This window comes from Staphylococcus sp. GDY8P119P, assembly GCF_017892075.1.
Taxonomy (GTDB): Bacteria; Bacillota; Bacilli; order Staphylococcales; family Staphylococcaceae; genus Staphylococcus; species Staphylococcus ureilyticus.
Genome location: NZ_JAESKJ010000022.1, coordinates 1 through 21,886 on the forward strand (window position 1 = coordinate 1; position 21,886 = coordinate 21,886).

Sequence of the window (21,886 nt, forward strand, 5' to 3'; positions counted from 1 at the left end):
ATTGCTCGAAGATGTTGTTAGCCATTAGCGTTTACCTCCTGTATTAAAAAGTCGAATTTTTTGATACAGGATAGGAGATTTGTTAGAAATTCTTTTGATAGGAGCGTCGCATCCTTTTCTTTCCCACGCCCCAAACATGCGACCTACTTCTCTAATTTCATTAGTAGTACAGTTGAAAGTGCCAACCTGATTTACTAAGTCATTAAAGATGAATGTCTCTCCGCTGTATTTTTGTTTCGCAGCTTTCTTTGATGCTCCATACAATTGTATTACTCGAATAGGTTTATACTTCATAAGTAATTACCGCCTTTATAATTTTTTCTGAATCATAAAGATTCATTACGTGTATTACATCACACAAAAATAAACCTAACTGTCTAACCAAGAATGATTGGTTAGACAGTTAGGTTGAATAAAGATTGGTACTAAAGAGATTGAGTTGTAGTAATTATTTTTTAAAATATTTTTGTCTCAAGTTTAGATTATCAATTACATTCATAGAATTAATTAGAGATAGATGAGTTTCACTAGAAATTTTAAAGTCATAAATGAATAAGTTTAGGTCGTACTTATTTGATTTACTATGAGTTAAGTCATTTTTAGCATGGAGAGGTGTTATTGTATTACTCCATTTTTTTGTCGTTTTTATAATTTGATTACTCAAATTAAGAACTTCTATAGGCGCATTTGTATGAAAGAAATTCATGTTCTCGCAAATATGAGTGTAAACACCTGATAAAGTACTAAGCAAAGTTTCCATAAATGGTAGCTGATCCATATAAAATAATTTATGTATAAACAAATTTGATGCATTTATAAGTTCATTATCGATGATATGAAAAGATGAAAAATCACCTTCATCATCTTCATTTCCTAATTTGTCATCTGTGAAGACAATGTGTAAGTGATTTTCAGTTAATTCATCTATGTCGTTATGTAGTTGTTGAAAATCAGCGTTGAATTTTAATTTTTGTTCCTCAAAATCTTGGAGTTCTGAATAATTAACTTTTTGCTTTTTTAATATATTTAATTCTTGCTTGTTAAATAGTAAAGCAAAATAGCTATTGTTGCCAGATGCATTTTTGTGTTTAGCATGTGTATTACTGTCTATGTACAAATATCTAAAATAAAAAACAGACAAAATTGTTAGTACATCACTAAAAGGGAACCTTCCACGAATGTTGTCTTTTGATAATTTACCAATTAATGAATTTAGATTTGCAGTTATCTGTTTTTCTTCATCTGTGTTGATATCAGGGAACCTATTTAATAGTGTCTGTATTATAGATGAAATAAGTTGTTCTTTTGTGAAATATCTTTGAAATATCTCATTATTTTTGTCATTTAAATCTATATTGACTTGTGTACTTATATCAGCAATCATATTTAAGTTTTCCCATTCTTCATGTGAATATGATGAGGAATAGTTATTTGAATAATTATAGTTTTTACGTTCGAGACCATTTTTAATTGTAAAAGCAGTGTTTAGCATATTATCCAGTGATGTGATATTCGGATTATTTTCATCGTAAAATCTAAAAGGTATATTATTTTTATAACCAAAAGTAGTATTTACAGTAGCTCTTTTAAAAGTAGTGTCGTCAAGAGCTATAGATCCATCATTATGTAATTTTAATAGTACATGTTCCTTTAGTTTACCTTTAGGTGTGAACAAATAAGTGAAAATTGCATTTTTATACTCTTCAAATTGATCATCTAAGTTTGAGGCATATATAAACCTTGTTAAGACTTCATAAAATCCTTCGTTGAATCCACGCATAAAAGTATCTACACCATCATCAATACCTAACAAATAAATTAAATTTGGTAAAATATTTTTTATATAAAGTTTATTATTTTGAAATTGATAACGTGTATAATTGCCTTCATTATCGAATTCGACTTCAATTGTTGATGAACCTTCAATATCTTCTAACGATATGTTTATTTGATTGATTATATCCTGCATGAATTCAGAGTTATACTTTGAAATTAGTTTTAGTGTCATGTATATAGTCATTCCTTTATTATCATTTACTTCTATTTAAATATAAGCTAAGATAGTTATATAAATAAAGGGAACGTACGTTCTGTTTTTGGGGGTATTTATGAAAGGAAAAATTAAATCATTTAAAGAATTACACGAAGTTCTCGATGGTTACAGAGGCAACAGTTTATGGTTATTTAGAGGGCATAGTAATGAAAAATGGGATTTGGTGCCAAAAGCAGGGCGTTCGCCGTATGACAAATACAATGATGAAGAAACTTTTTATGCATGGCAACGTCAGGCTATGATTTTCCTTAAGGAGTCTTATAATGATTGGGATATGTTAACCATTGCCCAGCATCACGGGTTAGCGACTAGACTATTAGATTGGAGCTTTAATCCTTTAGTAGCAGCATATTTTGCTGTGAAAGACTTTGAGGATTGCGATGTTGTTATTTATCCTTATTTAAAAAAATCAGATATTAATGTAAAGGAAGTACATCCATTTGAGAGCAAGGGGATAAAGAAAGTAAAACCAAATGGGTTAGCAACAAGAGTAGTAAGGCAAAGTGGTATTTTTACAATTCATGATCAACCAACTGCTTTAATTGAAGATAACATATCGAAAAATGAAGAGTTAACTAAAATTATAATTGATAAAAAGTATAGAACAAGGTTAAGAGAAGAATTATCATATTATGGAATAAATGAATTATCATTATTTCCTGATTTGGATGGTTTAGCAAACCATGTAAATTGGATTATGGAAGCGAAACCATACGGGTCAAGCAATATAACCGATGAGTTGGAATCAATTAATGAATAAATAGTATGGGGGAGAATAGTATGAAAGAATTAGCAAAAATGCTTAAAGATCCAAATGTACCAGAATCTGTAAAAACAACTGTGCAATCAATGAATAATGATGGTATGCAATTATTAAATGACTACTATGATAAAAATTCTAATTTTTATCAACATGCTCAACCAGAGATTATTGCAAATGAATTCTATGCAGACCCAAATAAATTAAAAAAATTATATCATTACACTTCCTATGAAGCATTTGAAAGAATTCTTTCATCATCTACTTTTTTAATAGGATCAATACATTATATGAACGATAATAAAGAAATTAAATATGTATATGAGTTAATGAAAAAAGAATTAAAATTACTTGGGGCACCTAATGATATAATCCTCAAATTAGAAGAATTAAATACTATTTTGCCAGATGATGTATACGTATGGTCCTTTAGTGAAAATGATTATTCGCAAGCATTATCAAATTATGGTGATGTAGCGTTAGGTTTTGATAGTCAGGAAATAATGGAGCATCTTGCAAGCTATTACTCAAAAGGTAAAAAAACACTCGATGAGTATACAGTTGGTAATGCGTATGTATTTCCTTTAAAAGTGGAATATGATTATGAAGTACAGTCTAAATATATTACTACATTAGCTCATGCTTGGTATGTTGCACATGATAATTTTGAAAAAGATCCTTATGATATGGATGAAATAATAAAGAGTATAGTACAAGCGCTTCATTTCTTTTCATTATTTTTTAAAAATCCTCATTTAAGACAAGAAGAAGAAATTAGATATATTATTTTTAATATCAATGAGGATAATTTATTAAAACCTGAATTGTATATGAATGTAAACCATTCACAACTTGTAAATTCACATATGAAATACTAAAGGAAATAATTATTGGTTCTGTTGCAAAGTTAAAATTATATGCACATCTATACAAAACTATAAAAGCAAATATTGTTTTAACAGTAAAGAGTTTTGTTAGTATTAATTATTTTTCGTTTTTCAGTATAAATATTACATGATTTTTAACTTTGCAACAGAACCTAAAAATTTAATTTTACAATTACTTGAAAATTCAAAATCAAGAGTATAGAATGTAATTAAAGAAATGAGAAAACGCTTACATTGAGAATATGGCATATCTCATTTCTATGTTTTTACAGAATATTTTGGGATGCACAACGATATGATCTTACGGAAGTGAGTGATAGTGATGATGGACTCATATGATTTGATTGTGGTTGGTGCAGGACCTGGTGGATATGTTGCCGCTATTCGCGCTGCACAATTAGGTCAAAAGGTTGCAATTGTAGAGAAAACAAACGCAGGGGGGACTTGTTTAAACGTAGGTTGCATACCTTCTAAAACACTACTCGAACATGGAACGAAAGCACATGATATACGTAAGGCCAATGATTGGGGAATTGAGACACAAGGGATGAAAGTAAACTTCTCTAAATTAGTGCAACGGAAACAACACATTGTTAGCACGCTCACAGGTGGTGTGAAGCAATTATTAAAGAAAAACAAAGTTACTTTCATTAAGGGTGAAGCTACTGTAACGAAAGATTTAGAAGTTAAAGTTAGTAATCAATCATATCAAGCGAAAGATATTATTCTAGCAACTGGTAGTAAACCTTTTATTCCACCTATTGAAGGATTAAATGACATAAAGTATGAAACGACAGACACATTTTTTGATATAGAAACGTTGCCTAAACAACTCGCAATTATTGGTGGTGGTGTTATAGCTACTGAGTTAGCATCTTCAATGGCTGATTTAGGAGTCGAGGTTACCATGATTGAAGTTAATGAAGATATTCTTCTCACCGAGATTGAAGAAGTACGTGAACTGTTAAAGGACCATTTGAAGAATCAAAGTATAAGAATTTTAACAGGCGCAAAGATATCTAAAGTAACAACCTCTAAAGTGATTTTGGATAATCATGAAGATGTTTCATTTGATACTTTATTAGTGGCAACTGGTCGACAACCGAACATCAAGGTAGTTGAAGATCTAGATATCGATATGGATGGTAAATTTGTACAAGTCGATGAACATTATCAAACAACAATTAATCATGTATATGCTATTGGAGACCTTGTTAAGGGTTATCAACTTGCACATTCAGCGAGTTCACATGGATTACATGTTGTTGAAACTTTGGCTGGATTAAAACCAACGCCAGTATCTCCAAACAATATTACACGTTGTATTTATACTCGTCTTGAAGCCGCATCAGTTGGTTTATCTGAGTCTCAAGCTAAAGAAGCGGGTTATGACGTATCTGTTACACAATCTTCTTTTCAAGGAAATGCAAAGGCGCTCGTAAAAGGAGAAGTACAAGGCTTTATCAAAATTGTAACTGATAAAGCATATGGAGAGGTCTTAGGTGCTTTTATTGTTGGTCCACATGCTACAGATTTAATCAGTGAAGTATTAGGTGTCAAAGCTTCAGAAGGTACAATGAATGAGTTATCTAACATCATTCAACCACATCCTTCTCTATCCGAAGCAATTGGCGAGAGCGCGGATGCATACTTTGGAAAAGCCATTCATATGTGATAACAGAACAAATCAATGAATGATAGGAGGAACTAACGATGGAAAAAGAACAAGCACGTTGGATTTATAAAACGATGAATGAAATTCGATATTTTGAAGAAAAGGTGCATAAAATCTTTAGTGACGGTAAGATTCCTGGTTTTGTTCACTTATACGTAGGCGAAGAAGCTGTAGCAACTGGTGTAATGTCACAACTTGAAGACGACGACTATATTACAAGTACACACCGCGGACACGGACATGCAATTGCCAAAGGATGTGACCTTAATGGCATGATGGCGGAGATAATGGGTAAACGTGATGGACTTGGTCATGGTAAAGGTGGTTCCATGCACGTTGCAGAAATAGATAAAGGAATGCTCGGTGCCAATGGTATCGTAAGTGGTGGCTTCGGACTTGCTACTGGTGCAGGTATTTCTATTCGAAATCAAGGTAAAAAGAATGTTGCTGTATGTTTCTTTGGTGATGGTGCAGCCAATGAAGGTAATTTCCATGAGGGGCTTAACTTTGCCTCAATCTTAAACCTTCCAGTTATCTTTGTTTGTGAAAACAACCAATTCGGTGAAGGTACAACACATGATTATGCCAGTGCTTCAGAAACAATTGCAGAGCGTGCTTCAGCTTATAACATGCCAGGTGTCAGAGTGGATGGCATGGATGTCGTTGAAGTTTATAAAGCAGCGCAAGAAGCTGTAGAACGAGCAAAAAATGGTGAAGGCCCTACGCTAATTGAGTGTGACACGTATCGTAAATATGGTCATTTTGAAGGGGACGAACAAAAAGTTAAATCACCAAATGATCGTAATGCGGACAAAAACGCAACAGAAGACTTTAAACGTCAAGCACTTGAAGAAGGTTGGTTAACAGAAGAAGAATTAAATGAAATTGAACGAGCAGCTGAACAAGCAGTAGAAGATGCAGTGAAATATGCAGATGAAAGTGAATTACCAGATGTAGATTCATTACACGAAGATGTATTTGCCTAAAAGGAGGTCATAACTATGAGTGAAGAACGCAAGTTAACATTTATGGGTGCAATTAACGAAGCAATCGATCAATCAATGGAACAAGATGATAATGTTATTCTCATTGGTACGGACGTTTCAGGTGGTGCAGGTGTAGAACATATTAAAGATGACGATACATTTGGTGGCGTTTTTGGTGTAACTAAAGGACTTGCGAAAAAATATAGTCGAGATCGTGTTATTGACACACCAATCGCAGAGCATATTACACTCAGCTCTGCTGTAGGTGCAGCAGCTACCGGTATGCGTCCTATTGCAGAATTAATGTTCAATGACTTTATTGGATTCGGTTTAGATCCTATTTTGAACCAAGGTGCAAAAATGCGTTACATGTTTGGTGGTAAAGCTAAAATTCCATTAGTTGTACGTACAGTTCATGGCGCTGGTGTAGGCGCAGCGGCACAACATTCTCAATCATTGTATAACATGTTTGCAACAATACCTGGTGTAAAAGTAGTCGTTCCTTCTAATCCTTATGATGCTAAAGGTTTATTAATGGCAGCAGTACAAGATGATAACTTAGTAGTCTTTTCAGAAGATAAAACATTATTAGGACAAAAAGGTGATGTGCCTGAAGAACCTTATACAATAGAAATTGGAAAAGCGAAAGTGACGCGTGAAGGTGATGATTTAACAATTGTTGCAATCGGTAAAATGGTGGCAGTAGCTGAACAAACAGCAGACAAATTAAAAGAAGATAACGTTTCAGTTGAAGTTATTGATTTACGTTCTGTGTCACCATGGGATAAAGAAACAGTTCTAGAATCAGTGAAGAAAACAGGTCGTTTAATTGTGATTGATGAATCAAATCCACAATGTAATGTAGCGGGAGATGTTGCATCTGTTATTGGTGATATTGGTTTTGATTATTTAGACGGACCAATCAAGAAAGTCACTGCACCGGATACACCAGTTCCATTCGCAGCAAACCTTGAACAAGCCTATATACCAAACGTAGATAAAGTATTAGATGTCGCATCTGAACTAATTGAAGACTTGAAAAAAGTTAATTCATAGGCAAGGAGGTGTTGAACGATGAGCGAAAATATTATTATGCCAAAACTCGGTATGACAATGAAAGAAGGAACAGTCGAAGAGTGGTTTAAAGCAGAGGGAGATGTGGTTGAACAAGGTGAAAGTGTATGTACGATTAGTTCTGAGAAATTGACTCAAGACGTTGAAGCGCCAGCTAGTGGTATATTACTCGAAATTAAAGTTCAAGCCGGAGAAGAAACTGAAGTTAAATCTGTACTTGGTATTATAGGTGATGAAGGAGAAAGTACTGAATCAAGTAGTACGACTGAATCTGATAATGAAGAATCCAATAACTCACAATCAGACGATGAAGAGCAACAAACCAACGATACAACTTCTGTAAATGAAGATGATAGTAATCATGATGAAGATACAAATAAGTCTAATAATGTTGAACCTCAAAATGGTAAACGTATCTTTATATCACCACTTGCACGCAAGATGGCAGAGGATAAAAACTTTGATATCACTAGAATTCAAGGTACAGGCGGTAATAATCGTATAACAAAATTAGATATTCAACGTGTAGAAGAGCAAGGATATGATATTGAAGAAAAAAATGAGGATATGCAATCTAAAGAGGATAAGAACACTAAATTTAACAGTGCTAATGTCGGTGAAGGACTAAATCCAATGCGTAAGCGTATAGCACAGAATATGCGTCAAAGCTTGGCCGAAACAGCACAACTTACGTTACATCGTAAAGTGGATGCTGACCGTTTGTTAGATTTCAAAAACAAACTATCAGCTGAACTTGAAAATGCAAATCAAGATACTAAATTGACTGTCACAGCATTGTTAGCTAAAGCCATCGTCTTAGCACTTAAAGATTATGGTGCAATGAATGCTCGATATGAAAATGGTCAACTTACAGAATATGATGATGTTCATTTAGGTGTAGCAACGTCACTCGACGAAGGGTTAATGGTACCAGTTATAAATAATGCAGACACTAAAAGTATTGGTGCTTTAGCTAAAGAGATTAAATCTTCAGCAGAAGCGGTACGTGATGGTAATACAAATGATGTTAAACTGGCAGGTGCTACTTTTACAATTACTAACATGGGTACTAGTGGCATCGAATATTTCACACCAATTCTTAACCTGGGTGAAACAGGAATCCTAGGTGTAGGTGCACTTTCTAAAGAAGTTGTACTTGAAGGAGATAGTGTTAAACAAGTATCACGTATTCCATTAAGTTTAACGTTTGATCATCAAATTCTTGATGGTGCGAGCGCTGCCGATTTCTTAAAAGTATTAGCTAAATATATTGAAAATCCATATCTCTTAATTCTTTAATAACAAATATATTTAATTTGATTAAGATCCTCAGTACACAAACAATGCTGGGGGTCTTTTCATGTCTCGAACCACACTTCCAATCCTTTCGCACAACACAAAGCCCTTTATTGAAAAAGTAAAAATTCTGTCACTTACGTTTATTTGAAATTATAAAAATATAACTCTAATATATAATTGAAAGGGTATAAAAGCGTTTACACATTAAACAAGTGATTATGTTCATAACTAAGTGTATTAAGGGATGAAAACAACTTCAAAGGTAAAAGGGGTACAAACATGCCCCCTGAACCACAACATGGATCGTAAATGCGTCCTTTATTAGGTTCAATCATCTCAACTAATAACTTTACAATTGATGATGGTGTATAGAATTCGCCAGCATTTTTACCTTCGGCACTTGCAAACTTAGCAATAAAGTATTCATACACTCGGCCCAATACATCTTGCTTACGACTTTCAGTATCGCCAACCTTAAATGTAAATAAATCAATAATGTCACCTAATTTTTCTTTATCTAACGCAGGTCGTGCATATTCTTTTGGTAACACACCTTTTAATGACTCATTTTCATTTTCAATTGCAATCATGGCTTTATCAATTATTTGTCCAATTTCTGGTTTTTTCGCATTATCATTGATATATTGCCATCTTGCTTCTTTTGGCACCCAGAAAATATTTTCCGCTAAGTATTCATCTTGATCTTCTTCGTCAGCATAAGGATCTTGCTTCAATTCTTCATACTTTTCTTCAAATGAATCCGATACATATTTTAAAAATTTCGTTTGTCAAAATAAGCTAGACAATTTCTGGTTCTGTTGCAAAGTTGAATTTATAGTATAATTTTAATAAAAAGGAGTCTTCTGTATGAACTATTTCAGATATAAACAATTCAGTAAAGATGTTATCACTGTAGCCGTTGGCTACTATCTAAGATATGCATTGAGTTATCGTGATATATCTGAAATATTAAGGGAACGTGGTGTAAACGTTCATCATTCAACGGTCTACCGTTGGGTTCAAGAATATGCCCCAATTTTGTATCAGATTTGGAAGAAAAAGCATAAAAAAGCCTATTATAAGTGGCGTATTGATGAGACATACATCAAAATAAAAGGAAAATGGAGCTATTTATATCGTGCCATTGATGCAGAGGGACATACGTTAGATATTTGGTTGCGTAAGCAACGAGATAATCATGCAGCATATGCGTTTATCAAACGTCTCATTAAACAATTTGGTAAACCTCAAAAGGTGATTACAGATCAGGCACCTTCAACGAAGGTAGCAATGGCTAAAGTAATTAAAGCGTTTAAACTGAATCCCGACTGTCATTGTACATCGAAATATCTCAATAACCTCATTGAGCAAGATCACCGTCATATTAAAGTAAGAAAGACAAGATATCAAAGTATTAATACGGCAAAGAATACTTTAAAAGGTATTGAATGTATATACGGTCTATATAAAAAGAACCGCAGGACTCTTCAGATCTACGGATTTTCGCCATGCCATGAAATTAGCATCATGCTAACAAGTTAACACAAAGTATTATTTTAAAATTGAGATTAGACATTTATTTTTCAACTTTGCAACAGAACCAGATAATTTATCTCAGGGAAGTGGGATAGTAATATCCAAAACCAAAGAAGTTAAATTTATAAATACAAATGAAATTCTTTTCGGATTGGTAAGTAAAGTGTTTGTTTCTACATACATAGCACTAGTATTAGCATTTTTAGGTAATACGCTATTTAATAAAAGCAAAAGTAGCAAAGATATAAAATAAGGAAAATTTTTAGCAAAATCATTGATAAGGGGAGCCCTACCACAAATAAAACTAAAAATTATATTGTATGATATATACTTCTTAAAAACACTTATATTTTATAAGTCATGGAGGGTAAAATAAAATGACAATATTTACGATAGGCCATTATAATTATACGCTTGATACATTTCTAAAGATGTTAGAACAAGCGAAGATAACAAAAATTATTGATGTGAGATCATTTCCAAATAGTAAAAACAATCCACAGTATAATCGAAATGAGTTCTCTGTTTGGTTAAAAGAACATAATGTAAAATACAAACACATTTCATTGCTAGGTGGAAGAAGCAAACGTTCAAATATAGTTGGAGAAAATTTGAATGCTGGGTGGCAAAATCAATCATTTCACAATTATGCAGATTATACTTTGACTAAAAATTTTAAAGAAGGTATCAATATATTGATGAAAGAGAAAGAAAATCATATGGTTGCTTTGTTATGTGCAGAACGTCATCCTTCACGATGTCATCGTTTGATTATTAGTAATTGGCTAGAGTTGCATAATGAAAAAGTCGTTCATATTATTGCAAATAATAATGATAAAGTAGCGCTAATACCGCATGAATTAGGGCAGTGGGGAGCTTTACCTATTATTGAATATGACGGAGAAGTTGTATATCCAACTACAACAGAGTAATTTTATATAAATAATCCAAATTTAATATTAACAAAGCAAGCTACCATTTTTTAAATGTTAAACTATCATTAACTATAATAAAAAGGTTAAGTATAAATATACTTAACCTTGATTGGTAAATTTATAAAAATTTAGTTTGTTTTTAATTTTTTTAAATATTTTAAACCTAAAGCAAAAAGTGTGTAACCTATAAATATTTGCGACATTACTTTAATTAAATTGTTATTTTTAACGAGTATATTTGAAATTAAATTACTTATTAAATACAGCACAAATACTTTAATATATCTTTGATTGATTTTCATATTTGATAACTCCCTTTAAACTTCGACACTTAATCTCGGCACAAATGTTTCATAATGAACGTGGTTCATATCATGATCTAGAGCTTTTAATGCATCTATAATGGAGTGTAAAAAGCTCGTTCCACCACAGATATAAATTTCAGGGTCATTTATTAAGTAGTTTTTTAGATTATCAGAATTGAAGTAGCCATGTTTACTTTTTAGATGTGTCTCTAATTTTGCACTAACGTTGTTATGAGCAATCATTTCAAAATCTTCTTTAAAAGGTAGGTGTGCCTCATCACTTCCAACCTGTATCATTTGTGATTCAAGGCCTTCTGAAGAGGCTTGATTAAAAATCGCTACCAAAGGCGTTACTCCAATTCCAGACCCTATGAATAGTTTTGGATGACTTGTATCTTCTAAAACAAAGCCACCGACAGGTGCAGCCAAATTAATCATATCACCTTCATTGACTTCATCGTGTAAAATGGTTGAAACTTCTCCTTCGTATTCGTCAGTTGTATCCCGTTTAACACCAAAAGTTAAATGATTTTCATCACCAGAAGTAATTGAATAGTGACGTTTAGCTCGATAAGGTAGTTTTTCACTAGAAAGATCTACAGTAATATATTGTCCAGGTTTAAATTGGCTTAAATCATACTCTGAAGATTCAATTGTAAATGATTTAACATCTTGAGACTCTTGTTTGATTTTAGAAACTTTAAAAGGTTTAAAGCCAATCCATAACATTTGATCATATATGCTTTTTTCAATCTGTATAAATGCATCTGCAAGCTCTCCATAAGCTTTAACCCATGTTTGGATGATAGGATCATTATCTTCTAATCCTGTAACATCTTGTATTGCTTTGATTAAATTTTCACCGACAATGGGATAATGTTCAGGATAAACTTGTAAAGCACAGTGTTTATAAGCAACAGGCATAATTACAGGTTTAATCGCATCTAAGTTATCAATGTTAGCAGCCCCAGCTAAAACAGCTTGCGCTAAAGCCGATGATTGCATGCCTCTTTTTTGATTTGTTTGATTAAACATATTTAATAATTCAGGATGAGCTTTGAACATTTTAGGATAAAAAATTGAAGTAATTTCTACACCCTTTTCTTGTAATAGAGGTACGGTTTGTTGAATAATATCTTTTTCTTCTTTCGTAAGCATCAAATTCCTCCTTTTGTTCTTTAATTCCATTGAACCACTAAAATAAATACAATTCAATAAACTATTGGCTTAAATTGTGAAAATTTTAGCAATATTTATATTTTTAAAATAATACATGTAAAATTTTCTTGTGAATAGAGTTGCTTGCAATAATAATAAGGTGTATCGTTACATTATGAGGAGATAATGTAAGTGTATTTGAAAGGAAGAGGTTAAATGGCAGGTCCTAGTTTGAAAAAGTCCGAAAGTCATAATTCAATCCATGAAGCTTCTTTAAACGAAGCTAGAGAAATTACAGAAATGCTAAAAAACACGATGAATCAAAAAGCTAAAGCTTTAGAAATTGCATATGTTTTATTAGAACATTGGGAAGCAAGAGTTCTTGCTCATGCTGACGTTGAAGAAGAAGGATTATACCCTGAATTAGCAGGAGATGATCCTTCTCAAATAAAAATTATGCACAGACTTCAAAGAGACCATGACTTATTAAGAAAATTAGCAAAACAAATTAAGTTAGCATTAAAAAATGAGGAAATGAATCATGAGGTATTGGTAAAATTTTATACCATGATAGAAGTGGATGATTTACACAATGAAGATGAAGAAGCTTGGGTTGCGAGTAAGGAGAAGGGATAAAATGATACAAAAAAAGGAAAAACCATTAAGATTTGTTAATGAAGATATATATAACTTAATGGTGAATGAATTGGAAAAGAATAATATACATTTTTTTGACGTTGATGCTACTGCAATTGTAGATGGGGATAATTTAGAAATTTCTATCCGTTATGGTGAAACATTTAAACATGGTACAAGTTGTTATTTTAAGAAACAAGCGCTTGAAGCGCCATATAATGATATATTGAATTTTTTTAAATATACAACAGCAGCATGTCATCGAATATTTATTTCAGAATATTTCAAAATGATAATGCCATAATGAATATGGGGGGATTATATGTTTTCAATGGAAAATGAAGCAATGCTTATAGAGGATAGAGAAGACTTAATAGGTATTTTGCGTATGAGATTTGGCTCAATTTCTGGCGAAATGATAGAGAAAATCTATAATATTAACGACAATAATACAATTGAACGACTCATCTTAGTTGCTGCAAATGCACCAACATTTGAAATTTTTATTGAAGAACTAAAAGAAGGTAACGGAGCATTTAAGATTACAGGTGAAAGGTTTAATCCAAATTCTAAAGGTAATAGGGGATGACTTGATGGATAAAAAACATAATAAATTACTACATAAACTGAAACATTTGAAACGTGGAAATTTAATAAACAATAACTGGACTGAAGAAAGTCCTAGACCTCGCGATTGGGAAAGTATCTATCGCAATCGTTGGCAACATGACAAAGTAGTGCGTTCGACTCATGGTGTTAATTGCACTGGATCTTGTAGTTGGAAGATTTATGTGAAAGATGGCATTGTCACTCAAGAAACTCAACAAATTGATTATCCTTCTACTGGGGATAATTTTCCACAATATGAACCACGTGGCTGTCCTAGAGGGGCAAGCTATTCATGGTATACGTATAGTCCAACTAGAGTTAAATATCCATATATTCGTAAAGACTTATATGAATTATGGGAAAATGAACTTGAAGAAGTACAAAATCCAGTTCAAGCATGGGAAAACATTGTTAATGATAGAGAAAAAAGACAGAAGTATATTAAGGCACGTGGAAAAGGTGGCTTCATAAGAGGAAGTTGGAAGGATATTTGTCAAATGATAGCTGCTTCATCTATTTATACTATAAAAAAATATGGTCCAGATCGTATTGCTGGATTTTCACCTATTCCAGCTATGTCAATGATAAGTTACGCAGGAGGGACTCGATTTTTATCTTTAATTGGTGGAACAATTATTAGTTTTTATGACTGGTATGCTGATTTACCTCCTGCTTCTCCTCAAGTGTGGGGCGATCAAACTGATGTTCCAGAAAGTGCAGATTGGTATAATTCTAAATATTTCATCATATGGGGGACAAATTTACCACAAACAAGAACTCCTGACGCACACTTTATGGTTGAATCTCGCTATGCAGGTACTAAAGTTGTTGGTGTTAGTCCTGATTACGCTGAATATGAAAAATTTGCCGATATGTGGTTACCAGCAAAAGAAGGCACAGATGGTGCACTTGCTATGGCAATGACACATGTTATTTTGAAAGAATTCTATGTTGATAGAGAAGTACCTTATTTTACTCAATATGTAAAACAATACACAGATTTACCATTTCTTGTCCAATTGAAAGATATAAACGGAAGTCTGAGAGCAGACAATTTCTTGAGAGCTGCAGATTTATCTAGTGAATATAATTTAGGAGATTGGAAAACGGTAGTGTGGGATGAAAATACACAAAAACCTGTTGTTCCAATTGGTAGCGCAGGCCATCAATGGGATGGAAAACAAAATTGGAATTTAGAATTAGAAGATGAATCAGGAAATGAAATCAATCCTATACTTAGTTTTATAGATATATCTGACAACATAGATTCAGTTGATTTCCCGCATTTTGCAACAAAAGATAATTCATCAATAACGCATAAAGTACCAACTAAAGTAATTAAAGATAAGAATGGTAATGATCTTTTAGTGACTACAGTATATGATTTGATGATGGCTCATACAAGTGTAGACCGAGGTTTAGATGAAAATGTACATGTTACTTATGATGATTCTACTGTACCTTATACACCAGCATGGCAAGAAGGAATCACTGGTGTGAAAAAAGAGCATGTGATTCAAGTTGCTCGTGAGTTTGCGCAAACTGCTGAATTAACTAAAGGTAAGGCTATGATAGCGATGGGTGGAGGTACAAACCATTGGTATCATAGTGACCAAATTTATAGAGCAATACTTAATATTATTATGCTGTGCGGTACAGAAGGTGTTAATGGAGGTGGTTGGGCTCATTATGTTGGTCAAGAAAAAGTAAGACCTTCGGAAGGATTTGCTCAAGTCGCCTTTGCCAATGATTGGAAAGGCACACCTAGACATATGAATGGGACTTCGTATTTTTACTTTGCAACAGATCAATTCAGATATGAATCTGATGAAGATCAAGATAATTTTGATTGGGGTGGAAAATTTAGTAATATGCACCCTGCAGATTTTAATGCATTATCAGTGAGATTAGGATGGTTACCTGGGTATCCACAACTAACTGAGAATAGCTTAGATGTAATTAATGATGCAAGAAAACGAAATCTTGATGATACTGAAGCTATTAATGATATCGCTAAACAATTAGCAGAAGGTGAGTTAAATTGGGCTATAGAAAACCCAGATGATGAACGCACTTTCCCTAAAGTGTTTTTTAATTGGCGTTCAAATTTACTTGGAGACAGTGGTAAAGGTCACGAATATTTTGTGAAACACATGATTGGTGGGGATGATTCGATCTTAACGGATACAAAAAATTCTTGGCAACCAAAAAATATTCACTTAAATGATACCCCGGCAGAAGGTAAAGTTGATTTATTAATAAGTATGGATTTCCGTATGACAAGCTCAGGATTATTTTCTGATATTGTATTACCTGCAGCTACTTGGTATGAGAAAAATGACTTAAGTTCAACGGATATGCATCCATTTGTCCATCCATTTAACCAAGCTATTACGCCACCTTGGGAAACCAAGAGTGATTGGGACGCTTTTAGAGAGATTGCAAGAACATTTTCAGAATTAGCTAAAGATTATTTACCTAAAAGTGAAGATTTAGTTATGCAACCACTTGGACATGATACTAAGTCAGAATTGGCACAGCCATATGGAAAAGTTAAAGACTGGAGAAAAGGTGAAATTGAAGCTATTCCAGGACAAACAATGCCGAATTTTGCAATTGTAGAAAGAGATTATCCAAACATTTATGATATGTGGTCAACAATAGGTCCAAATTTAAAAAATGGATACGGTGCCAAAGGTGTAAAAATACCAGGTCAACCGGTGTATGATGAACTGCTCAAAAGACTCGGGAAAGCGGATAGGGAAAATATAGGTAAAGGTCTTCCTGATATGAGAACAGCAAAACAAGCTTGTAATGCGATTCTACTTATGTCAGGTGCTACAAATGGTAAACGTGCTGTAGAAGGTTGGAAATCACTAAAAGAAAAGACAGGTAAAGATTTTGAATTTGTTTCAAAAGGTCGTGAAGAAGAAGATTTAACATTAGATGATATTACTGTACAACCACGTCAAACAATTTCAACACCTGTATGGACTGGTTTAGAAAATGATGGCAGACGTTATTCACCATTCACATCTAATGTAGAATTTAAACTACCATGGCATACTTTAACAGGCAGACAAAGTTTTTATTTAGATCATGAAGTCATGCTTGATTATGGTGAAGGATTACCGTTATATATCCCGCCACTATATTCAGGTCCTTATTTAAAAAATGAAAAAGGAATAACAGATACAGGGAAATCAATAAAGCTACGTTATTTGACGCCACATCAAAAATGGGGTATTCATACAATGTTTACTGATACTGATCAAATGACACAATTGTTCCGTGGATGGCAAACGGTGTGGTTAAACGAAGATGATGCGAATTCTATAGGTATATATGATAATGATTGGATTGAATTATATAATCGTAATGGGGCTGTTGTTGCCAGAGCTGTTACGACATATAGAATTCCTCAAGGTGTTGCTTACATGCATCATGCTCAGGATAGAGTAATGGGTGTTCCAGGTAATACAATTAATAAAAAACGTGGCGGGACACATAATAGTGTTACACGCATACATCCAAAAGGAACACATATGATAGGCGGTTATGCGCAATTGAGTTATGGCTTTAATTATTATGGTCCAACAGGAAATCAACGTGACACAGTTTCAATTGTTAGACCACTCAAGGAGGTTGATTGGCTTGAAGATTAAATCACAAGTAGCAATGGTTATGCATTTAGACAAATGTATAGGTTGTCATACATGTAGTGTAACTTGTAAAAATACGTGGACAAATCGTCCTGGGACAGAATATATGTATTTTAATAACGTAGAAACCCGCCCAGGTCCCGGTTACCCTAAAAGATGGGAAGATAGAGACCGATTTAAAGGTGGTTGGGAAATGAAAAATGGACGGTTGAAACTAAAAGCAGGTGGTCCTATTCAAAAACTTGCTAATATATTCTATAACCCAGATATGGCTACAATAGATGATTATTTTGAACCATGGACACATGATTTTGCCCGCCTTCATTTTGCACCTAGAACTAAAAATCTTCCTGTAGCGCGTCCAAAATCAAAAATTACTGGTAAATTTATAGATAAGCCTGAATGGGGACCAAACTGGGACGATGATTTAGCAGGTGGTAGTGAAATTGTTCCTATGGATCCAAACATAGATAAAATGAAACAAGAGCATGTTGCTATGGAATATGAGAAAACTTTTATGATGTATTTACCAAGAATTTGCGAACATTGTTTAAATCCATCTTGCGTAGCTTCATGTCCTTCAGGTGCATTATATAAACGTGATGAAGATGGTGTAGTTTTAGTTGATCAGGAAGAATGTAGAGGATGGCGTTTTTGTATGAGCGGTTGCCCCTATCATAAAGTCTATTACAATTGGAATTCACATAAAGCAGAAAAATGTAATTTCTGTTATCCGAGAACGGAAGCAGGGCTGCCTACTATATGTTCAGAAACGTGTGTAGGACGTATTAGATATATTGGTGTAGTGCTATATGATGCAGATAAAGTGAAAGAAGCAGCTTCAGTTGAAGATCCACAAGATTTATATCAAGCACAACTAGATTGTTTTTGTGATCCCTTTGATGAAGAAGTCATTGCAAAAGCAAAAGAAGAAGGTATTACTGATGCTTGGATTGAAGCTGCTCAGCAATCACCAGTTTATAAAATGGCTATAAAATGGAAAATTGCTTTACCGTTGCATCCAGAATATAGAACGATGCCAATGGTTTGGTACGTTCCACCATTAAGCCCAATTATGAGTCATATTACAAATGAAAATCAATTGAGTGCAGATGGTTATATTCCAGCAGTTGATGATATGCGTATACCGCTTGAATATTTAGCTTCTATTCTTTCGGCGGGGGATACAGAAGTTATACGACAAACTTTACTAAAAACAGCAGCAATGCGCGTTCATATGCGTTCAAAAAATGTTGGTGGTATAAGTGAAGTAGAGCATAGCAAATTGTTAAAAGAGTCTGGATTGACTGTTGATGAACTAGAAGATATGGCAGATTTACTCGGGGTAGCGAAATATGAAAAACGATTTGTTATTCCTACAGGACGTCGAGAAAATAAAGAAGAAAATTATTATGAACAAGGGGCTTGTAGTTTAGAAGATTTAGCGCCTCCAGAAGGATTACATCCAGCTATGATGAGGATGAAATATGGAAGCGAGGCTAGAAAATGATAAGCGAAGAACAGCAAGTTATTTTGTTTATCGCGGCATATCTTCTCGATTATCCTGAAAAAAATAGACTGAGTGAATATAGAGAATTGAAAGATTTATATAAAAATGACGTTGATTCACAAGATGCAAAAAATTTAATAAATTTAGTATTTAATGATTTAGAAAGCTATTCTTTAAAAGACATCCAACAATTATATGTAAGTACTTTTGATTGGCAAGAAGATACAGGGCTTTATTTAACAGCTCATGAGTATGGTGATGATTCTATGAGAGGTGGCGGATTAATTCAAATCCAAGTTATTATTAGTCAAGCTGGATTGGAACGAGACGAAAAACAACTTGCTGATTATCTACCATCTTTATATGAACTTTTAGCTGTATCTACTGATGAGAAGATTCACAACAAACTTATGAAACGTTTAGGAAAGGCTACATGGCAAGTTAATCAATCACTAGATAAAAAGAATCCTTATAAAAATATTTTAAATTTACTTACTGATTTTGTGTTTGATAAACCTACAACTGAAGAAATGGAAGAAATCAAAAAAGAAGATCCTGACACTGAAAATATGCCTTATCCAATAATGTATGAATAAGGAATTTTGTTTTATCATCCCAATTAATATGGAGGAAATTCTATGACAAATATTATATGGTGGATAATCTTTCCCTACATTACGCTTGCCATAATGATTTTGGGTGTTTTATACCGATATGCATTTCGACAATTGAGTTGGACAGCACCTTCTACAGAATTTTTTGAGAGAAAAAAACTAAAATTTGGCTCTTTATTATTTCATTGGGGGATTGTCTTTGCCTTCGTTGGTCATGTGATGGGAATGGTAATACCTATGGAATTTTATGAATTTATAGGTATTACAGATCATATGTATCATTTTGGAGCTATTGTTGCTGGTGGTTTCGCAGGATTGATGATTGTAGTAGGTGACATTATTTTATTATATAGAAAAATAACAGACGAAAGAATTCGTGCTCATACGTCTTTTGGTAATTATTTCTCATTGATAATGGTTTTAGTAGTTGCAGCAATAGGTGCTTATATGACAATTATATATAATACTACTGTCATTGCATATGAATATAGAGCTACAATAGGTCCATGGTTTAGAAGTTTATTTATTTTCCAACCTAAATATAATTTAATGGGGGAAGCTCCTTTAATCTTTAGATTACATGTGATTTCAGCATTTTTATTGTTTGCTTCTATTCCATTTACGAATTTAATACACATATTCAGTTTTCCTATAAAATACTTAAAACGTGTACCTCAACAGTATAGAGCTAGAAACCAATACCAAAGCAGAAAAAAGAATTTATAAAATATTAAAAATAGGTAAAGTTATTCGATATTTTTTAAATTTAAAATTTGACTTAATTTCGTTATAAGTATTCATTTGTGTAATTCAAATTAAAGGTTATCTATTTTAGAAATATCAACAAAATACAAATGGGTGAAGGTGATAGCATGTATAAGACAAATGGTAGTTTTCAACTTGGTTTGCAAACTTTAAGTTTAGTAGTGGGATTTATGGCATGGAGTATTATATCTCCACTTATGCCTTATATATCACAAGATATAAAAATTTCTGAAACACAATTATCTGTAATTATAGCCATACCTGTTATACTTGGTTCAATATTAAGAGTACCGTTTGGATACCTGACCAATCTTATTGGTGCTAAATGGGTATTTTTCTGGAGTTTTGTTATTTTACTTTTCCCGATTTATTTATTAGGACAAGCACAATCGTCAAGTGTATTAATGATCTCTGGATTTTTTTTAGGTGTTGGAGGTGCTGTTTTCTCGGTTGGTGTTACTTCTGTGCCAAAATATTTCGATAAAAATAAGGTGGGTCTAGCAAATGGTATTTATGGCATAGGTAATATTGGAACTGCTGTATCTGCTTTTTTAGCTCCTCCAATAGCAGGTGTATTTGGTTGGCAAACTACTGTACGTTTTTATTTAGTTATAATTGCTTTGTTTGCCATTTTGATGTTTTTCCTTGGTGATGGCAAAGAGAAAAGAGTAAAAGTTTCAATAAAACAGATATTTGGACTTGCCGCTAACTATAAAACATATTATTTAAGCTTTTGGTATTTTATTACTTTTGGTTCGTTTGTAGCATTTGGTTTATTTTTACCTAATTACTTAGTCAATCATTTTGGTATAGATAAAGTAGACGCAGGTATTCGCACAGGCATTTTTATTGCATTAGCAACATTTCTAAGACCTATAGGTGGTGTTATTGGTGATAAAATAAATGCTGTAAAATCATTAATGGTGGACTTTATATTTTTAATTGTTGGTGCTGTTATATTAGGTATCTCAAGTCACATTGCATTATTTACAATAGGATGTTTGTTAATTAGTTTTTGCGCAGGTATTGGTAATGGCCTAATATTTAAATTAGTACCAACATACTTCCAAAATGCAGCAGGATCAGCAAATGGTGTCGTATCGATGATGGGCGGATTGGGAGGATTTTTCCCTCCACTAGTAATTACATATACTTCATCTTTGACAGGTTCAAGTCACCTAGCATTTATTTTATTAGCTATATTTGGTGTTATTGCTTTTATTACAATGATTCATTTATATAAAAAAGAATATGATGTAGAATTTAAAAATTAATTTAATGAAGTTAAAGAAAAAAATTATTGTGGAAAGTCTTAGATTTAAAGAGAGGTTAAAAGAGTATCAACTTTAAAAGGTTGATACTTTTTATTATGTTTCTTTTCAACTGATAAATTAACGAATAAGAGCTTTATTTGATTTATTT

The 21,886-nt window shown here is 33.0% G+C and carries 20 protein-coding genes and 1 pseudogene; 16 read left to right on the forward strand and 5 right to left on the reverse strand.

The window, feature by feature from the left end:
- Nucleotides 1–24: 24 nt before the first annotated feature.
- Together KA830_RS12950 and KA830_RS12955 are read right to left on the reverse strand one after the other, a co-directional pair.
- Nucleotides 25–294, reverse strand: coding sequence for a hypothetical protein (locus tag KA830_RS12950; RefSeq protein WP_031838353.1), 270 nt, complete (start codon nt 292–294; stop codon nt 25–27).
- A gap of 154 nt (nt 295–448) precedes the next feature.
- On the reverse strand, nt 449–2,008 hold the full coding sequence (locus KA830_RS12955) for a hypothetical protein (protein WP_107517856.1): 1,560 nt from the start codon (nt 2,006–2,008) through the stop codon (nt 449–451).
- A gap of 100 nt (nt 2,009–2,108) precedes the next feature.
- On the opposite strand from KA830_RS12955, the gene KA830_RS12960 reads away from it, so the two are divergent.
- The 6 genes from KA830_RS12960 (at nt 2,109) to KA830_RS12985 (ending at nt 8,734) form a co-directional block, all read left to right on the forward strand.
- Nucleotides 2,109–2,813, forward strand: a complete 705-nt coding sequence (locus KA830_RS12960; protein WP_210134298.1) for an FRG domain-containing protein — start codon at nt 2,109–2,111, stop codon at nt 2,811–2,813.
- Nucleotides 2,814–2,833: 20 nt separating this feature from the next.
- Nucleotides 2,834–3,691: a hypothetical protein gene (locus KA830_RS12965; protein WP_226956012.1), complete on the forward strand. Its 858-nt coding sequence runs from the start codon at nt 2,834–2,836 to the stop codon at nt 3,689–3,691.
- A gap of 331 nt (nt 3,692–4,022) precedes the next feature.
- Nucleotides 4,023–5,375 (forward strand): dihydrolipoyl dehydrogenase, encoded by a 1,353-nt coding sequence (gene lpdA, locus KA830_RS12970; RefSeq protein ID WP_053464666.1) that lies wholly within the window; start codon nt 4,023–4,025, stop codon nt 5,373–5,375.
- Nucleotides 5,376–5,413: 38 nt separating this feature from the next.
- Nucleotides 5,414–6,361, forward strand: a complete 948-nt coding sequence (locus KA830_RS12975; RefSeq protein ID WP_011274553.1) for a thiamine pyrophosphate-dependent dehydrogenase E1 component subunit alpha — start codon at nt 5,414–5,416, stop codon at nt 6,359–6,361.
- A gap of 15 nt (nt 6,362–6,376) precedes the next feature.
- Nucleotides 6,377–7,417 carry an alpha-ketoacid dehydrogenase subunit beta gene (locus KA830_RS12980; RefSeq protein ID WP_053464665.1) on the forward strand — a complete coding sequence of 347 codons (1,041 nt, stop codon included), beginning with the start codon at nt 6,377–6,379 and terminating at the stop codon, nt 7,415–7,417.
- An 18-nt stretch (nt 7,418–7,435) separates the two neighbouring features.
- Nucleotides 7,436–8,734: a dihydrolipoamide acetyltransferase family protein gene (locus KA830_RS12985; protein WP_053464664.1), complete on the forward strand. Its 1,299-nt coding sequence runs from the start codon at nt 7,436–7,438 to the stop codon at nt 8,732–8,734.
- Between the two features lie 272 nt (nt 8,735–9,006).
- On the opposite strand, the pseudogene KA830_RS12990 reads toward KA830_RS12985, so the two are convergent.
- Nucleotides 9,007–9,513, reverse strand: a pseudogene (locus tag KA830_RS12990) (HsdM family class I SAM-dependent methyltransferase); the annotation flags it as partial.
- Between the two features lie 88 nt (nt 9,514–9,601).
- Between KA830_RS12990 and KA830_RS12995 the strand changes: the two are divergent.
- Together KA830_RS12995 and KA830_RS13000 are read left to right on the forward strand one after the other, a co-directional pair.
- Nucleotides 9,602–10,276: an IS6 family transposase gene (locus KA830_RS12995; protein WP_053464662.1), complete on the forward strand. Its 675-nt coding sequence runs from the start codon at nt 9,602–9,604 to the stop codon at nt 10,274–10,276.
- 371 nt (nt 10,277–10,647) lie between these two features.
- A complete protein-coding gene (locus KA830_RS13000) occupies nt 10,648–11,202 on the forward strand; it encodes a DUF488 domain-containing protein (protein ID WP_210134299.1) in 555 nt (184 codons plus the stop codon).
- Between the two features lie 131 nt (nt 11,203–11,333).
- Here KA830_RS13000 and KA830_RS13005 read toward each other — a convergent pair whose 3' ends face one another.
- On the reverse strand, nt 11,334–11,507 hold the full coding sequence (locus tag KA830_RS13005; protein WP_096808003.1) for a hypothetical protein: 174 nt from the start codon (nt 11,505–11,507) through the stop codon (nt 11,334–11,336).
- Between the two features lie 15 nt (nt 11,508–11,522).
- Nucleotides 11,523–12,668 (reverse strand): globin domain-containing protein, encoded by a 1,146-nt coding sequence (locus KA830_RS13010; protein WP_210134300.1) that lies wholly within the window; start codon nt 12,666–12,668, stop codon nt 11,523–11,525.
- 216 nt (nt 12,669–12,884) lie between these two features.
- Here KA830_RS13010 and KA830_RS13015 point away from each other — a divergent pair, with 216 nt between their 5' ends.
- The 8 genes from KA830_RS13015 to KA830_RS13050 all read left to right on the forward strand — a co-directional run bounded on the left by KA830_RS13015 (nt 12,885) and on the right by KA830_RS13050 (nt 21,738).
- On the forward strand, nt 12,885–13,304 hold the full coding sequence (locus KA830_RS13015) for a hemerythrin domain-containing protein (RefSeq protein ID WP_119517831.1): 420 nt from the start codon (nt 12,885–12,887) through the stop codon (nt 13,302–13,304).
- Between the two features lies 1 nt (nt 13,305).
- A complete protein-coding gene (locus KA830_RS13020; protein ID WP_210134301.1) occupies nt 13,306–13,608 on the forward strand; it encodes a hypothetical protein in 303 nt (100 codons plus the stop codon).
- Between the two features lie 18 nt (nt 13,609–13,626).
- Nucleotides 13,627–13,893, forward strand: coding sequence for a hypothetical protein (locus KA830_RS13025; RefSeq protein WP_119517829.1), 267 nt, complete (start codon nt 13,627–13,629; stop codon nt 13,891–13,893).
- A gap of 4 nt (nt 13,894–13,897) precedes the next feature.
- The gene (locus KA830_RS13030; protein ID WP_210134302.1) at nt 13,898–17,578 is read left to right on the forward strand and encodes a nitrate reductase subunit alpha; all 3,681 of its coding nucleotides are present in this window, start codon (nt 13,898–13,900) and stop codon (nt 17,576–17,578) included.
- Nucleotides 17,568–19,085 carry a nitrate reductase subunit beta gene (gene narH, locus KA830_RS13035; protein WP_096808009.1) on the forward strand — a complete coding sequence of 506 codons (1,518 nt, stop codon included), beginning with the start codon at nt 17,568–17,570 and terminating at the stop codon, nt 19,083–19,085. The genes KA830_RS13030 and narH overlap by 11 nt, the downstream gene beginning before the upstream one ends.
- Nucleotides 19,082–19,681, forward strand: a complete 600-nt coding sequence (gene narJ / locus KA830_RS13040; RefSeq protein WP_096808010.1) for a nitrate reductase molybdenum cofactor assembly chaperone — start codon at nt 19,082–19,084, stop codon at nt 19,679–19,681. The genes narH and narJ overlap by 4 nt, the downstream gene beginning before the upstream one ends.
- A 42-nt stretch (nt 19,682–19,723) precedes the next feature.
- Nucleotides 19,724–20,425 carry a respiratory nitrate reductase subunit gamma gene (gene narI / locus KA830_RS13045; RefSeq protein ID WP_210123083.1) on the forward strand — a complete coding sequence of 234 codons (702 nt, stop codon included), beginning with the start codon at nt 19,724–19,726 and terminating at the stop codon, nt 20,423–20,425.
- A gap of 146 nt (nt 20,426–20,571) precedes the next feature.
- On the forward strand, nt 20,572–21,738 hold the full coding sequence (locus KA830_RS13050; protein ID WP_210134303.1) for a nitrate/nitrite transporter: 1,167 nt from the start codon (nt 20,572–20,574) through the stop codon (nt 21,736–21,738).
- Nucleotides 21,739–21,886 lie beyond the last annotated feature (148 nt).

Excerpts from the sequence above, each read along its gene's own strand:
- KA830_RS13000 (WP_210134299.1), top strand. The coding sequence starts at position 10,648 with ATGACAATATTTACGATAGGCCATTATAATTATACGCTTGATACATTT.
- KA830_RS12975 (WP_011274553.1), top strand. The coding sequence starts at position 5,414 with ATGGAAAAAGAACAAGCACGTTGGATTTATAAAACGATGAATGAAATT.
- lpdA (WP_053464666.1), top strand. The coding sequence starts at position 4,023 with ATGATGGACTCATATGATTTGATTGTGGTTGGTGCAGGACCTGGTGGA.
- narI (WP_210123083.1), top strand. The coding sequence starts at position 19,724 with ATGACAAATATTATATGGTGGATAATCTTTCCCTACATTACGCTTGCC.
- KA830_RS13010 (WP_210134300.1), bottom strand. The coding sequence starts at position 12,668 with ATGCTTACGAAAGAAGAAAAAGATATTATTCAACAAACCGTACCTCTA.
- KA830_RS12995 (WP_053464662.1), top strand. The coding sequence starts at position 9,602 with ATGAACTATTTCAGATATAAACAATTCAGTAAAGATGTTATCACTGTA.
- KA830_RS13025 (WP_119517829.1), top strand. The coding sequence starts at position 13,627 with ATGTTTTCAATGGAAAATGAAGCAATGCTTATAGAGGATAGAGAAGAC.
- KA830_RS13015 (WP_119517831.1), top strand. The coding sequence starts at position 12,885 with ATGGCAGGTCCTAGTTTGAAAAAGTCCGAAAGTCATAATTCAATCCAT.
- KA830_RS12960 (WP_210134298.1), top strand. The coding sequence starts at position 2,109 with ATGAAAGGAAAAATTAAATCATTTAAAGAATTACACGAAGTTCTCGAT.
- narJ (WP_096808010.1), top strand. The coding sequence starts at position 19,082 with ATGATAAGCGAAGAACAGCAAGTTATTTTGTTTATCGCGGCATATCTT.
- KA830_RS13050 (WP_210134303.1), top strand. The coding sequence starts at position 20,572 with ATGTATAAGACAAATGGTAGTTTTCAACTTGGTTTGCAAACTTTAAGT.
- KA830_RS12965 (WP_226956012.1), top strand. The coding sequence starts at position 2,834 with ATGAAAGAATTAGCAAAAATGCTTAAAGATCCAAATGTACCAGAATCT.
- KA830_RS12985 (WP_053464664.1), top strand. The coding sequence starts at position 7,436 with ATGAGCGAAAATATTATTATGCCAAAACTCGGTATGACAATGAAAGAA.
- KA830_RS12950 (WP_031838353.1), bottom strand. The coding sequence starts at position 294 with ATGAAGTATAAACCTATTCGAGTAATACAATTGTATGGAGCATCAAAG.
- KA830_RS12955 (WP_107517856.1), bottom strand. The coding sequence starts at position 2,008 with ATGACACTAAAACTAATTTCAAAGTATAACTCTGAATTCATGCAGGAT.
- KA830_RS13020 (WP_210134301.1), top strand. The coding sequence starts at position 13,306 with ATGATACAAAAAAAGGAAAAACCATTAAGATTTGTTAATGAAGATATA.
- KA830_RS12980 (WP_053464665.1), top strand. The coding sequence starts at position 6,377 with ATGAGTGAAGAACGCAAGTTAACATTTATGGGTGCAATTAACGAAGCA.
- KA830_RS13005 (WP_096808003.1), bottom strand. The coding sequence starts at position 11,507 with ATGAAAATCAATCAAAGATATATTAAAGTATTTGTGCTGTATTTAATA.
- KA830_RS13030 (WP_210134302.1), top strand. The coding sequence starts at position 13,898 with ATGGATAAAAAACATAATAAATTACTACATAAACTGAAACATTTGAAA.